The 14,260-nt window shown below is 63.6% G+C and carries 10 protein-coding genes and 2 pseudogenes; 8 read left to right on the top strand and 4 right to left on the bottom strand.

What is annotated here, in order from left to right:
- Positions 1-3 precede the first annotated feature (3 nt).
- A complete protein-coding gene (locus BT179_RS10355; RefSeq protein ID WP_072388539.1) occupies positions 4-552 on the bottom strand; it encodes a hypothetical protein in 549 nt (182 codons plus the stop codon).
- A 300-nt stretch (positions 553-852) separates the two neighbouring features.
- Between BT179_RS10355 and BT179_RS10350 the strand changes: the two genes are divergently transcribed.
- Complete coding sequence (locus tag BT179_RS10350; protein ID WP_072388537.1) at positions 853-1,158, top strand: DUF6388 family protein; 306 nt, start codon at positions 853-855, stop codon at positions 1,156-1,158.
- A 39-nt stretch (positions 1,159-1,197) separates the two neighbouring features.
- Here the strand turns inward: BT179_RS10350 and nadC are convergent, their stop codons facing one another.
- Positions 1,198-2,046, bottom strand: a complete 849-nt coding sequence (gene nadC / locus BT179_RS10345; RefSeq protein ID WP_072388535.1) for a carboxylating nicotinate-nucleotide diphosphorylase — start codon at positions 2,044-2,046, stop codon at positions 1,198-1,200.
- A 292-nt stretch (positions 2,047-2,338) separates the two neighbouring features.
- On the opposite strand from nadC, the gene BT179_RS10340 reads away from it, so the two are divergent.
- The 5 genes and pseudogenes from BT179_RS10340 to BT179_RS27190 all read left to right on the top strand — a co-directional run.
- Entirely contained in the window at positions 2,339-4,543 is a 2,205-nt protein-coding gene (locus tag BT179_RS10340) for a DUF1631 domain-containing protein (RefSeq protein WP_072388533.1), read from the top strand.
- Between the two features lie 64 nt (positions 4,544-4,607).
- Positions 4,608-5,168, top strand: a complete 561-nt coding sequence (ampD, locus tag BT179_RS10335) for a 1,6-anhydro-N-acetylmuramyl-L-alanine amidase AmpD (protein WP_072430736.1) — start codon at positions 4,608-4,610, stop codon at positions 5,166-5,168.
- A complete protein-coding gene (ampE, locus tag BT179_RS10330) occupies positions 5,165-6,001 on the top strand; it encodes a regulatory signaling modulator protein AmpE (RefSeq protein ID WP_072430737.1) in 837 nt (278 codons plus the stop codon). Before ampD ends, ampE begins: the two co-directional genes overlap by 4 nt.
- Positions 6,002-6,325: 324 nt before the next feature.
- Positions 6,326-7,417, top strand: a pseudogene (locus BT179_RS27195) (methyl-accepting chemotaxis protein); the annotation flags it as partial.
- A 333-nt stretch (positions 7,418-7,750) separates the two neighbouring features.
- A pseudogene (locus BT179_RS27190) lies at positions 7,751-8,323 on the top strand (methyl-accepting chemotaxis protein); the annotation flags it as partial.
- A gap of 37 nt (positions 8,324-8,360) precedes the next feature.
- Here BT179_RS27190 and BT179_RS10320 read toward each other — a convergent pair.
- Together BT179_RS10320 and cra are read right to left on the bottom strand one after the other, a co-directional pair.
- A complete protein-coding gene (locus BT179_RS10320) occupies positions 8,361-9,137 on the bottom strand; it encodes a TatD family hydrolase (protein WP_072388525.1) in 777 nt (258 codons plus the stop codon).
- Positions 9,138-9,155: 18 nt separating this feature from the next.
- Positions 9,156-10,151 carry a catabolite repressor/activator gene (gene cra, locus BT179_RS10315; RefSeq protein ID WP_072388523.1) on the bottom strand — a complete coding sequence of 332 codons (996 nt, stop codon included), beginning with the start codon at positions 10,149-10,151 and terminating at the stop codon, positions 9,156-9,158.
- 292 nt (positions 10,152-10,443) lie between these two features.
- On the opposite strand from cra, the gene ptsP reads away from it, so the two are divergent.
- Both ptsP and pfkB read left to right on the top strand, forming a co-directional pair.
- Positions 10,444-13,308: a phosphoenolpyruvate--protein phosphotransferase gene (ptsP, locus tag BT179_RS10310; RefSeq protein WP_072388521.1), complete on the top strand. Its 2,865-nt coding sequence runs from the start codon at positions 10,444-10,446 to the stop codon at positions 13,306-13,308.
- Positions 13,308-14,249, top strand: coding sequence for a 1-phosphofructokinase (pfkB, locus tag BT179_RS10305; RefSeq protein ID WP_072388519.1), 942 nt, complete (start codon positions 13,308-13,310; stop codon positions 14,247-14,249). Before ptsP ends, pfkB begins: the two co-directional genes overlap by 1 nt.
- The last annotated feature ends 11 nt before the right edge of the window (positions 14,250-14,260 follow it).

Genomic DNA, 14,260 nt, shown 5'->3' with positions numbered 1-14,260 from the left:
CCGCTACTTCACCTTCCGGCTCAATTCCTCGACTGTGCGTTTGAGCTGATCCATCTCGCGATCCTGGTTGCCGAGTTCCTGTTTCAGCGAGGAAATTTCGCTGTTGCTCGCACTCGCACTGGACCCGCCATTGCGCTTGAGTTCCTCCACTTGCTTGCCGAGGTCGCTCAGTTCGCGTTCCTGTTCCTTGATGGTGCGCTTGAGATCGTCAATCTCCCTGCTGCTGGAGGTGGAGCTCGAGCCGCTGTTGCGCTTGAGCTCCTCGATCTGGCGGGCCTGCTCGGCGAGGGTGCGCTTCTGGTTTTCCAGTTCGTCGGCATTGTCCTTCACGGTTTTTGGCAGGTTTTCCAAGGCACTGGCGCTGATGTTGGTCCTGACGAGTGTGTACTTATCAAACGCCTCATGATGAAGGGCAGGAATGACGTCGGAGTAAGACGGCCCGTTGGAAGAAACTTCAACCGCCGCGTGAGCGATGTCGGCCAGGGCCAGGCTGCCGAGCAGCAAAGTTGCGGTAGCCAGTTGGATTGACGAACGTTTCGCAAAGCTGCGCATCGCTGGGGTCCTTGTGATTTGCCGGTATGGCACATGGCTATGACTGGTTGTTTTGACAGATGTTCCAGGGCCCGCTCGATTTCTTCTGCACAGGTTTTTTGTGGGATAGATGTAAAGAGCCGTGTAAATCGTCGGTAAAACAACCTATATTCGTGCTGCATGTGTATCGCCCAGCAGTTTTCAGATGATCCCCGAATGGTTCCGAAGGCCAGGTAAACCGGGCTTGTTAACGGTTTTCTGCGTCAGAGAGATCCTTGATGATCCAGACCCATCCCCATTCCTCCGATCAGCGAGAACGACATGACGGCTAAAGAACTGACGCAAGAAGCCAGACACGAAGAAGCCCTGCGCAAATACGCCCTGGATACGCCTCAGTTAATGGAAGAAATCAAGGACCTGAGCGCCGACGATCAGAAAGACCAGATCCAGTGGGCGTTCGAGGACGAAGCCGAAGCCCAGGGGCTGCAGCCTTGGGAACTGACGCTCAAGTACACCAGCACGCCTGAGGAGTTCGAGGCGCAGCGCCTGGCCCTGCACAAGGAAGCGGCCGAGGTGTTGGGCGTGGAGTGGGAAGAGTACTGCGAGATGAATAATCTGGTGGTCTGAGAAAAACGCCAGCCTCTTCGGGGCTGGCGTTTTTTCGTATCAAAGGCTCAGTCGCATCGACAGATCCACGGCTTTCACATCCTTGGTCATTGCGCCGATCGAGATGTAGTCCACGCCGGTCTCGGCAATCGGACGCAAGGTACTTTCGTTGATGCCACCGCTGGCCTCCAGCTTCGCCTTCCCGGCGTTCAGGCGTACGGCCTCGCGCATGTCGTCCAGGCTCAGTTCGTCGAGCATGATGATGTCGGCATCGGCCGCCAGGGCTTCCTTCAATTCCGTCAGGCTTTCGACCTCGACCTCCACCGGTTTGCCCGGTGCGATCTTGTGGGCGGCGGCAATGGCCTGGGTGATGCCGCCGCAGGCCGCGATGTGGTTTTCCTTGATCAGGAAGGCATCGTAGAGGCCGATGCGGTGGTTGTGGCAGCCGCCACAGGTCACTGCGTACTTCTGGGCCAGGCGCAGCCCGGGCAAGGTCTTGCGGGTGTCCAGCAGCTTGACCTGGGTGCCGGCGACAAAGTCCGCCAGGTAGCGAGCCCGGGTGGCCACGCCCGAGAGCATCTGCAGGAAATTCAGCGCACTGCGTTCGCCGGTCAGCAGCGAGCGGGCCGGGCCCTCGAGGTGAAACAGCGCCTGGTCGGGGCTGACCCGGTCGCCGTCGCGCACCTGCCAATGTACCGCCACGCGCGGATCCAGTTGCCGGAACACGGCATCGACCCAGGCGGTGCCACTGATGGTCGCGGCTTCCCGGGTAATGATGGTGGCCTTGGCCAGGCGTTCGGCGGGGATCAGTTGCGCGGTGATGTCGCCGCTGCCGACGTCTTCGAGCAACGCGCGGCGCACATTGGCTTCGATTTCAGCGGTCAGGTCGGCGAGACGTAGGTTCGGCATAACGGGCTCCACAGACAAAGTGGCCCGATTATAGGGCCAGTGTCCTGTCCCACAAGCATTGTTCCTTCCCGACGGCGCCCCTGATTGTCATGTCGTCCTGGGGCTGGCGACCTGCATTTGGTCGCCTGCGCGCAACATTTTCCCGATTTTCCGGTCACTTATTTCGATGTATTTCGAGCTGGGTCACAGAGTCCTCTGGTGCGACGGGGTTCTTTTACCAGATAATCCGCCTTTCGATTGACGTCATGGCTTTGACGTTTACGACCGAAGAACACCGTTTCAGGAGGCCAGGATGCACAACGACGGGAATGTAGTGCCTTTGCACAAGGTTTCTACCGATCAGGCGAATCGTTCGCCGCTCGCCCGTTTGCCTGTGATTCTGCTTCAGGTCCGCGACAAGGCCGCCCAGCAACTGCGCCTGGGCTTGCAAGGGCTGTTCGATAACGCCGACGACACATTGTTCGAAATGGCCGACCGGGCGCGCAACGATGTCGAACAGAACCTGTACTTCGAAGCCATGCGCGACTTGCGCCTGAAACGCAAAAGCATCGAGCGCGAGTTCATCGAGCAGTTTTTCGAGGCGTTCGTCAGCCTGGCCCAGTACGACCTGACCCAGGCTACGTTGACGCCGGCCCTGGCCCAGGCGCGATCGAGCCGCGACGACCTGGAGCGCCACCTGGCGGTGGAGGCCATGGTCACTCGGGTGCTGAGCCGCGACGGAGCTTCCCTGGATCAGTTGACGGCACGCCTCAGCGTGCTGCTGGCCCGGCCCATGGCCAATTCGCAGAATCCTCTGAGCCCCGCACTGCTGTGTGAAAACTTCCTGCAGGCCGGGCGCAACCTGGGGGTGGGAATCAAGGTCAAGCTGATCCTGCTCAAGCTGTTCGAGCGTTATGTGCTCAGCGAATGCGACCAGCTCTATGCCGAGGCCAACCAGTTGCTGGCCGCCACGGGCATTCTGCCGGACCTCAAGATTTCGCCCTCCCGGCGGGCGTCGGATCGCATCGAGGAGCCCACCCGATCCTTGCCGGAAAGGGCAGCCAGGCCGACGGTCGCTGAAGTCGATGACAGCGTGCAGGAGGTGTTCGCCGCGTTGCAGAAGCTGCTGGCGCAGGTGCGAGGCAGCGTGGCGCCGACCCTGGAGCCCAGTGCGCCGGCCCAGCCGATTTCCACTCGGGACCTGCTGCGTCTGCTGTCCCACCTGCAGCAGTATGTGCCAGCGCCCACCCAGCAGGATGAGTTCGACCTGCGCAGCCAGCTCGAACAACTGCTCACCCGTGTCAGCGTCAAGAGTGGCAAGTCTCGGGTGGTCGAAGGTGCTGATGAAGATGTGATCAACCTGATCTCGATGATGTTCGAGTTCATTCTCGACGACCATAACCTGCCCGAGACCCTCAAGGCGCTGATCGGCCGCCTGCAGATCCCGATGCTCAAGGTGGCGGTGCTGGACAAGAGTTTCTTCAGCCGCGGCAATCATCCGGCTCGACGGTTGCTCAATGAAATTGCCGACGCAGCCATGGGCTGGGGCGATTGCGACGATCATCAGCGGGACAATCTCTACGTGCGTATCGAACAGGTGGTCCAGCGCTTGCTGAACGACTTCATCGATGACCCGGCGATCTTTTCCGAAGTGCTGGCGGATTTCCTGGCCTTTACCAGCGACGAGCGGCGTCGCTGTGAGCTGCTCGAACAGCGCATTCGTGACGCCGAAGAGGGGCGGGCGAAGGCCGAGCTGGCGCGTTTGCGGGTCGAAGGCGTATTGAACCAGGTGATGCTGGGCAAGACCCTGCCCCTGGCCGTGGTGGAGTTTGTGCAGCAGGCCTGGAGCCAGGTGCTGCTGTTGACCGGCTTCAAGCATGGCGAGGAGTCCGCCGAGTGGCGCGCCGATGTCCTGACCCTGGAGCAACTGATCTGGAGCGTCCAGTACCACGACGAATCCGATGCCGGCCTGCGCTTGCTGGCGATGGTGCCGGAGTTGCTCAAGGCGCTGCGCGAGGGCCTGAGCCGTTCGGCGTTCGATCCGTTCGCCACCAGCGAGTTTTTCAGCGAGTTGGAGCTCCTGCATGTACAGGCGCTGCAGCGCATGGGCCAGGCCACGGAGCAGGCCCAGGCGTCCGATTCGCCGGAAATGATCGAAGTGAAGGAAAGAATTGTCTTGCGGCCTCCGCACAAGGCGCCAGCCGACAGCGCGGCGGTTCGCTTGCCGGCCGATGACGTAGGGCTGCGCCAGGTCGACCAGTTGCGCCTGGGAAGCTGGGTGGAATTCCAGGAGGATGAAGACAACAGCCTGCGTTGCAAGCTGGCGGCGATCATCGAGAGCACCGGCAAATACGTTTTCGTCAACCGCACCGGGCTCAAGGTGCAGGAGCACAGCCGTACCAGCCTGGCCCTGGAGTTCCGTCGCGGAGCGGCACGGGTACTGGACGACACCCTGCTGTTCGACAGGGCCCTGGAATCCGTGCTGGGCAACCTGCGACAACTCAATCGCGGCAAGTGATCGCGCTGGCGAGGCCGATCACGGCATACTGGCGGCATTGATCGTCGTCATCGAAGGAACCTGTATGCAGCTGGACCCCGCGAGCGGTTGGTGCCACGGCGTGCGTCATTGCCCGTCGCCCAACTTCAATGCGCGCCCCGAGGGCGAGATTTCCCTGCTGGTGATCCATAACATCAGTTTGCCGCCTGCCCAGTTCGCCACGGGCAAGGTCCAGGAATTTTTCCAGAATCGCCTGGATGTCACGGAACATCCCTATTTTGCCGGTATCGCCGACCTGCGCGTTTCCGCGCATTTCCTGATCGAGCGTGATGGCGCCATAACCCAGTTCGTCTCTTGTCTAGAGCGTGCGTGGCACGCCGGGGTTTCGTGCTTCGAAGGCCGGGAGACCTGCAATGATTTCTCCATAGGCATCGAGCTGGAGGGCACCGACGACCTGCCTTTCACCGACGCGCAATATGCCGCCCTGGTGGACGTGACACGGCAGTTGCAGGCGGCGTTCAGCTCGATCACTGTAGAGCGCATCTGCGGGCACAGCGACATTGCGCCGGGCCGCAAGACTGACCCGGGGCCGGCATTCGACTGGGCACGCTACCGTGCGGCCCTGACAGAAGGGGAAGGACAATGAGTTTTCTGGTGTTGCTGCTGGCGGTGTGGATCGAGAAGTTCTCGGCCTTGCGCCAGCGGATCCAGCGCGACGGCGGATGGCTGCGTGAGCTGAACAGGATCGAGGCGAGCCCTCGCTGGGTGAATCGGCCGTGGCTGGTGCTGGGAGTGATGGTACTGGCCCCCGTGGCGTTGCTGGCCTTGTTGCTGTGGGTGCTGGAGCCGGTGGCCTATGGTCTGCTGGCATTGCCGGTGCACCTGCTGGTGGTGATCTACAGCCTGGGACGCGGTGACCTGCTGGCCGAGCTGGGCCCCTTTCGCGATGCCTGGCGACGCGAAGACCTGCAGGCGGCGACTCATGTGGCCAAGCGCGACCTGGCTATCGAAGCCGACAATGGCGAGCAATTGCTGGGCAGGGTCCAGGGCCATCTGCTGTGGCAGGCCTACCAGAGCTTTTTTGCGGTGATCTTCTGGTACTTCCTCTTGGGGCCGGTGGCGGCCCTGAGTTATCGCTTGCTGGCGCTGGCTGCCGAACATAGCCAGAACCCTGGCGTGGCGGAGCGGGCGGCGCAATTGCGCCATGCCTTCGACTGGGTGCCGGTCCGGCTGCTGGCGGCCAGTTTCGCCTTGGTGGGCAACTTCGTCGGGGTCAGCCGGATCATGCTGCATGAACTGCTGAACTGGAACATCAGTGCTGCGCAACTGATCGATAAGGTCGGCCTGGCGGCTGGGGAAATTTCCGCTCCCCTGGCAGGGCCCGAGGGCATCAATAACCTGGATCGGCTCTGGGAGTTGCTGCTGCGTGCGGCGGTGCTCTGGTACGCCGGGTTTGCGGTGTGGACCGTACTGGCCTGACGGGCGCGAGACCACGCCGCCAGGCCTGTGACCCGAGGGCTTGCCTGCGCCCGGTTGCGGGCAATCGCGAACGTGCGTGGGCATTTCCTGAAGCGCCCCGGGATCTGCTTCGCAGGCCGGCTGCAGCAAGCCCCCGGTACGCGGGATCGCCTCACGATCGTTCCCGTTAACCTTAAGTTACAAATCTTCCTTCCGATTTAGGCTATACAGGGACAGCACCACCAATGGTGGCTTTCTGCTGTCGCTGTGCGCGTGCTCATAAAAATAAAAACACTACCGGGAGGCTTTCCTGTGAAGAGTTTGCTCTGGCCCGCCGTCGCCCTGATGAACCGTCTGAGCTTTGGCATGAAGTTCAGCCTGATCAGTGTGTTGTTTCTAGTGCCGATGCTGGTGACCAACTTCTTTCTGGTGCGCGAGTCCTATCGGGAATTGCAGGGCACCCATGTGGAGTTGCAGAGCCTCGACCTGCTGGGCAGCAGCCTGAGCCTGCGCCGCGACCTGGAAACCCTGAACAACCTGGTGCAGATCAATGCCAGCCTGGGCCAATCCGGCAAGGCCGGCGATGTGGAAGCGAAGATCGGCACGCTCGAACAACAGGTCCTCGCCCGCCTGCAGGGCATGACCGCCATGGCCGTGGAACCCGAGCAGGCAGAGGCCTTCGTTGCCAAGCGCGACGAAATGGTCGCTGCGTTCAAGGCCCAGCAGGCCGAGAGTTCCCTGCAAAGCAAAAGCGCCTTGATCGGCAAGCTGCTCAATAGCGCGCAAATGCTGAGCCAGATCATCGCCAGCCAGGCAGGCCTGAGCCGCGATGGGCAGGGTGATATCCGTCAACTCAGCGAACTGATCACCGCTGTGACTCCCAACGTGACCCAGATCCTGGGTGAAGGCCGCGCGTTGGGCGCGTCATCCCTGGGGCTGGGGTTTCTCAACTCCTCGTCGAGCACCCGGTTCGACGAGTGGCTGGCACAGGTCGAAAAGCTTCAGGGCGAATACGATCTGAAATTGCAGGACGCCCTGGGCTCGAGCAAGGCGGCCGGGCAGGCGTTGGCCGAGCCGGCGGCCAGCAGCAAGAACACCCTCAGGCAAGCGGCGGAACTGATCGAAGAACAAGTGGTGATGGCCGACACCCTCGATGCACCCTGGTCGGCCTTCTACGATCAGGTCAGTGGGCTGATGGCCCAGACCTACCGGTTGAACGAATCGACCCTGGGCTTTCTCGGCGCCCAACTGCAGCATCGCCTGGAGCAGAATCGCAGCCACATGGTGCTGCAAGCCGTGGCGCTGGCGGCGGTATTCCTGCTGATTTTCTACCTGTACGCCGGCTTCTATGCCTCGACCCGTACGACGCTCCAGCGCCTGGGGCAGATGATGGACAAGGTGGCGGCCGGGGACATGACGGTCAACTTCGTGGCCAGCAGCAAGGATGAGCTGGGCGAATTGGGCGCGGTGTTCAATGGCACGGTGGCGAAGATCCACGACCTGATCGAACAGGTGGGCCGCACGGTCGCCGAGGTGGAGCGCCAGGCCGGGCAGGTGGAAACCGTCTCGGCCCGCAGCAACCAGGCGGTTGCCGGCCAGCGGAGCCAGATCGAGCTGGTGGCCACGGCCATGAACCAGATGTCGGCCACCGCCCAGGAAGTGGCTCGCAGTGCCGCGGCGGCGGTCAGCAGCGCCCACAGCGTCAACGACGAAACCCTCAGCGGCCGAGGCCTGGTGGAATCCCAGCAGGGCAGCATTGCCCGCTTGGCCAGCGAGATCGACCAGTCGGTACAGGTCATCAATCAACTGGCGACCGACAGCCAGGCCATCAGCCGCGTGCTGGACGTGATCAAGAGCATCGCCGAGCAGACCAACCTGCTGGCCCTCAACGCCGCCATCGAAGCGGCCCGGGCCGGTGAGCAGGGGCGCGGCTTCGCGGTGGTGGCCGACGAAGTGCGGACGCTGGCCAAGCGCACCCAGCAATCGACCGAAGAAATCGAAGCGATGATCAGTCGCCTGCACGGCGGCGTGGGGGCTGCGGTCCGGGCCATGGGCACCAGTCATGAAATGGCCAGCGGCACGGTAGGCCAATCGGAACAGGTCCAGCAGGCCCTGGAAAATATCCTCGGCGCCGTGGGCATGATCGTCGACCAGAACCAGCAGATCGCCGCCGCCGTGGAACAGCAGACGGCCGTGGCCCATGACATCGACCAGAACATCGTCGAGATCAACCGCGCCGGCGAACGCACCGCCGAAGGTGCACACCAGACCGAGGATGCCAGCCGGGCATTGTCAGCCCAGGTGGTGCAGCTCAAGCAATTGATCAATGCGTTTCGGGTGTAGACCGTTGTGGGAGCGAGCCTGCTCGCGCCCACAGGTTTTACCAGTTGAAGAGTTGGCGGGCGTTGGCGGTGCTGGCCTCGGCCAGTCGCTCAGGCGTCACCGCCATGATCCCGGCCAGTGCCTCGCAGATAGCCGGTAGATGCGCAGGGCTGTTGCGCTGACCGGGGAACATCGCCGGCGCCATGTCCGGTGAGTCGGTCTCCAGCACGACGGCGTCCAGGGGCAGTTTCGCCAGCACGCGGTGCATGCGCAGGGCCTGGGGCCAGGTCGCGGCACCGCCCAGGCCAAGCTTGAAGCCTAGCTTGATGTATTCGCGTGCCTCTTCGTAGCTGCCGGCGAAGGCGTGGATGATGCCTGTGCGTTCCAGGGCGAAGCGCTTGAGGGTCGCGATCACGGCGGCGTGGCTGCGGCGTACATGGATCAGCGCCGGCAGGCGGAATTGCGCCGCCAGTTGCAACTGCGCCTCGAACAGCGTCTGCTGGCGCTCGCGGTCGAGGGTTTCGATGTAGTAATCCAGGCCGATTTCACCTACCGCGCACAGTTGCCGATGCCCGGCCAGGCGGTCCAGCCAGTCGTGCAGTTGCGTCACGTCGTCGGCGCGATGCTGGTCCAGGTAGACCGGGTGCAGGCCCAGCGCGGCGTGCAGGTCCGGGTCGCTCTGCACCAGGTCCCAGACGCGCTGCCAATTGTCCCGATGCACCCCCAGCACCACCATCTCCCGGACGCCCAGCGCGCGGCTATTGGCCAGCAGCGCCGGCCGGTCCGCGTCGAAGTCGGGAAAGTCCAGGTGGGTGTGGGTGTCGATCAGCTCCATGTTCCGGCCCTGAAATGCTCAACCCTGGTGGATGCGCTGTTTGAATGTCCGCGCGATGGCTTGCACACCCGGCTGGTATTCATCGTTTTCGATGGCTGCCAGGGCCAGTTCCAGTGCCTTGTCGGCAATCAGTTGATGTTGCTGGGACATGGCGTTGACCGGCAGTGGCAGGAAGTCCAGCAGTTGTGTGTCGCCGAACGTACCCAGGCGCAGCGGGCGCGCCTTGAGCGGGAAGTCGTGCAGGGCGTCGAACACCCCTTGCAGCAGGACGTAGGACGTGGTGATCAGTGCATCGGGCAAGTGACCGAGGCGTTCGAGCAACTCCTCCATCAACTGGCGACCGCATTCCCGGCTGAACGACTCGCCGTGTTCGATCAATACCTGGCCGTCGAACCCGGCCAGTGCCTGGCGAAAACCGGCGGCCCGTTCCTGGCTGATGCTCAGCTCTGGGCGAGCGCCGATCAGCGCGATCTGCCGGGGCTGTGTTTCCAGCAGGCTGCGGGTCAATTGCAGGCTGGCCTGGCGATCGTCGCTGATCACCGAGCAGAAGTGGGCCGGTTCCATTACCCGGTCGATGGCGATGATCGGGATGCCCTTGGCCTGCAGCTGGCGATAACTGTCATCGCCGGCGGGCAGGCAGCTGGCGACGATCAGCGCATCGCAGCGGCGGGCGCGGAACAGCTGCAAGAGCTGGCGCTCGCTGTCGGGCGCGTCGTCGGAGCTGGCGATCAGCAACTGATAGCCCTGGGCCCGGGCGCCTTGTTCCAGCAGCTTGGCGATGCGGGCGTAACTGGGGTTTTCCAGATCCGGCAGGATGAAGCCCAGGGTACGGGTGTGCCGGCTGCGCAGCCCGGCGGCCTGGGGGTTGGGCGTGAAGCCGTGTTCTTCGACCACCGCGCGCACCCGCTCGACGGTCGCGTTGCTGATGCGTTGCTGTTCGGCCTTGCCGTTGATGACATAACTGGCGGTGGTGACGGACACACCGGCCAGTTGGGCGATATCACTGAGTTTCAACCCGGTTTTCCTTGTTTTTTCGAGGTTGCCCCGACAATGAGCAGCCATCCTACCCGATTGTGGGTGACGGACGCTTTCGACAAGTTGCACTTCAAGGATGAAAGATTATCGAGTAACGTGCCAATCTTTCTAGATTAAACGTTTCAGCAAGCGTATTTTCAAGGCTGACAGAAATTTTGGCGACTCTGCCGCGATCCCGCCAAATGCTGTCCTGTCGCGTTAGGGTACAAAGCCTAAGCTGATTCATTCAAAACAATACCTGGCGACCACCGGACGCCAAAAAGGAGAAAGCATGCTCGAGCTCAATCCAGAGCAGATATCCATGGCCCAGACGGCTGTGGATAAAGCCGCCGCGCTGCAATTGCTCGCTGACAAACTGGTTGCCGATGGCCTGGTGGCCGAAGGTTATCTCGCCGGCTTGCAGGCCCGCGAAGCACAGGGCTCGACCTTTCTTGGCCAAGGTATCGCCATTCCCCACGGTACGCCGCAGACCCGCGACCTGGTTCACTCCACGGGCGTGCGCTTGCTGCAGTTCCCCGACGGGGTGGATTGGGGCGATGGACAGATCGTCTACCTGGCGATCGGCATCGCGGCCAAATCCGACGAACACCTGCGTTTGCTGCAATTGCTGACCCGGGCCCTGGGCGAGACCGACCTGGGCCAGGCCCTGCGCCGTGCCAGTTCCGCCGAGGCGCTGTTGAAGCTGCTGCAAGGGGCGCCACAGGAACTGGCCCTGGACGCACAGATGATCGGCCTGGGTGTGTCGGCCGATGATTTCGAAGAACTGGTCTGGCGTGGCGCCCGCCTGCTGCGCCAGGCCGATTGCGTCAGCAATGGGTTTGCCGGGGTCTTGCAGCAAGTCGATGCGCTGCCCCTGGGCGATGGCCTGTGGTGGTTGCACAGCGAACAGACGGTCAAGCGTCCGGGCCTGGCGTTCGTGACGCCGGACAAACCCATCCGTTATCTCGGCCAGCCCCTGAGCGGGTTGTTCTGCCTGGCCAGTCTCGGCGAGGCGCACCAGGCGCTGCTCGAACGCCTGTGTGCGTTGTTGATCGAAGGGCGCGGCCACGAACTGGGGCGGGCCACCAGCAGTCGCAAGGTACTGGAAGTGCTGGGCGGCGAGTTGCCCGCCGACTGGCCCAGCGCCCGCATCGGCCTGGCCAATGCCCATGGCTTGCATGCGCGTCCGGCCAAGATCCTCGCGCAACTGGCCAAGAGCTTCGAAGGCGAGATTCGCGTGCGGATCGTCGATGGCCAGGACAGCGCCGTGTCGGCCAAGAGCCTGAGCAAGCTGCTGAGCCTGGGCGCCCGGCGCGGCCAGGTCCTGGAGTTCATTGCCGAACCGAGCATTGCCAACGATGCGTTGCCGGCACTGCTGGCGGCCATTGAAGAAGGCCTGGGCGAAGAGGTCGAACCGTTGCCGCCACCGAGTGCGCCACGGGAAACCGTGATGGCCGAGGTCGCGACCGTCATGCTGGCGCCTGAATCCGGCAGCCTGATCCAGGCCGTCGCCGCCGCCCCGGGCATCGCCATCGGCCCGGCCCATATCCAGGTACTGCAGGCCATCGACTATCCGCTGCGCGGTGAATCGGCGGCCATCGAGCGCGAGCGCCTGCAGAACGCCTTGAGCCAGGTGCGGCGCGACATCCAGGGCCTGATCGAACGCGCCAAGGCCAAGGCTGTTCGCGAGATCTTCATCACCCACCAGGAAATGCTCGACGACCCGGAGCTGACCGACGAAGTCGACACCCGCTTGAAGCTGGGCGAGAGTGCGCAGGCGGCGTGGATGGGCGTGATCGAAGCCGCCGCCAAAGAGCAGGAGGCCTTGCAGGATGCCTTGCTGGCCGAGCGGGCCGCCGACCTGCGGGACGTTGGCCGTCGGGTGCTGGCGCAACTGTGTGGCGTCGAAACCCCGAACGAACCCGAGCAGCCGTACATCCTGGTGATGGACGAAGTGGGGCCGTCCGATGTGGCTCGTCTGGATCCGAGCCGCGTGGCCGGGATCCTCACCGCCCGGGGCGGCGCCACTGCCCATAGCGCTATCGTCGCCCGTGCCCTGGGCATCCCGGCGCTGGTGGGGGCCGGCGCCGCGGTGTTGCTGCTGGCGCCGGGCACGCCATTGTTGCTGGACGGGCAGCGCGGCCGCCTGCATGTCGATCCGGACGCCGCCACTTTGCAACGCGCTGTCGAGGAGCGCGACACCCGCGAACAGCGCCTCAAGGTCGCCGCCCAACAGCGTCACCAACCGGCATTGACCCGTGATGGCCACGCGGTGGAAGTGTTCGCCAACATCGGCGAAAGCGCCGGGGTCGCCAGCGCTGTGGAGCAGGGCGCCGAGGGCATCGGCCTGTTGCGCACCGAGCTGATTTTCATGGCCCACACCCAGGCGCCGGACGAGGCCATCCAGGAAGCCGAATACCGCAAGGTGCTCGACGGCCTGGCCGGTCGACCACTGGTGGTGCGCACCCTCGATGTGGGGGGCGACAAGCCGCTGCCGTACTGGCCGATAGCCAAAGAGGAAAACCCTTTCCTCGGCGTGCGGGGCATTCGTCTGACCCTGCAGCGTCCGCAGATCATGGAGGCGCAATTGCGGGCCTTGCTGCGTTCGGCGGACAACCGTCCGCTACGGATCATGTTTCCCATGGTGGGCAGCGTCGAAGAGTGGCGCCAGGCCCGGGACATGACCGAGCGCCTGCGCCGGGAAATCCCTGTGGCGGACCTGCAGCTGGGGATCATGATCGAAGTGCCGTCCGCTGCGCTGCTGGCCCCGGTACTCGCCAAGGAAGTGGATTTCTTCAGCGTCGGCACCAACGACCTGACCCAGTACACCCTGGCCATCGACCGTGGCCACCCGAGCCTCTCGGCCCAGGCCGATGGCCTGCACCCGGCGGTGCTGCAACTGATCGACATCACCGTGCGCGCCGCGCATGCCCACGGCAAGTGGGTCGGTGTGTGCGGTGAGCTGGCGGCCGACCCGCTGGCGGTGCCGGTGCTGGTAGGCCTGGGTGTGGACGAACTGAGTGTTTCAGCCCGTAGCATCGCCGAGGTCAAGGCACGGGTACGCGAATTGACCCTCGAACAGGCCAAGGCCCTCGCCCAGGAGGCGCTGGCCGTGGGCAGCGCCAATGACGTGCGCACATTAGTGGAGGCGCTGTAATGGCGAAGATTCTTACCCTGACCCTCAATCCGGCGCTCGACCTCACGGTGGAACTGGCGCGTCTGGAGCCGGGGCAGGTCAACCGCAGCGATGCCATGCACAGCCACGCCGCCGGTAAAGGCGTGAACGTGGCCCAGGTCCTGGCCGACCTGGGGCATACGCTGACCGTCAGCGGTTTTCTCGGCGAAGACAACGCCCAGGCGTTCGAGACGCTGTTCGCCCAGCGCGGCTTTACCGATGCCTTTATCCGGGTGCCCGGTGAAACCCGCAGCAACATCAAGCTGGCCGAGCAGGATGGGCGCATCACGGACCTCAACGGTCCGGGGCCGAAGGTCGATGACGCCGCGCAACAGGCATTGCTCGAGCGGCTGGAACGGATCGCCCCCGGTCACGATGCCGTGGTGGTGGCGGGCAGCTTGCCCCGTGGGGTCAGCCCGCAATGGTTGCAAGCCCTGATCACGCGCTTGAAGACACTCGGCCTGAAAGTGGCCCTGGACACCAGCGGCGAAGCCTTGCGCGTCGCACTGGCGGCCGGACCCTGGCTGATCAAGCCGAACACCGAGGAACTGGCCGATGCGCTGGGGTGTGATGTAGTGAGCGAATCGGCCCAGGTCGAGGCTGCGCAGCGCCTGCACGCACAGGGCGTCGAGCAGGTGGTGATTTCCCATGGCGCCGACGGGGTGAACTGGTTCAGTGCCGGATCGGCGCTGCATGCCTCGCCGCCCCGGGTCACCGTCGCCAGCACCGTGGGCGCCGGGGACTCGCTGTTGGCGGGCATGCTCCACGGCCTGCTGGGCGCGCACACCCCCGAGCAGACCCTGCGCACCGCCACGGCCATCGCCGCCATGGCCGTGACGCAGATCGGTTTCGGCATCCGTGACACCGCGTTGCTGGCGTCGCTTGAACAGGGCGTGCGCGTGCGCCCCCTGACAGAACAATAAGAGGGTTCGCA

Origin of the sequence: Pseudomonas sp. NFACC43 (assembly GCF_900119645.1) — a bacterium.
In the GTDB taxonomy this organism is placed as follows: Bacteria; Pseudomonadota; Gammaproteobacteria; order Pseudomonadales; family Pseudomonadaceae; genus Aquipseudomonas.
This window is presented reverse-complemented; position numbering and strand designations above follow the sequence as displayed.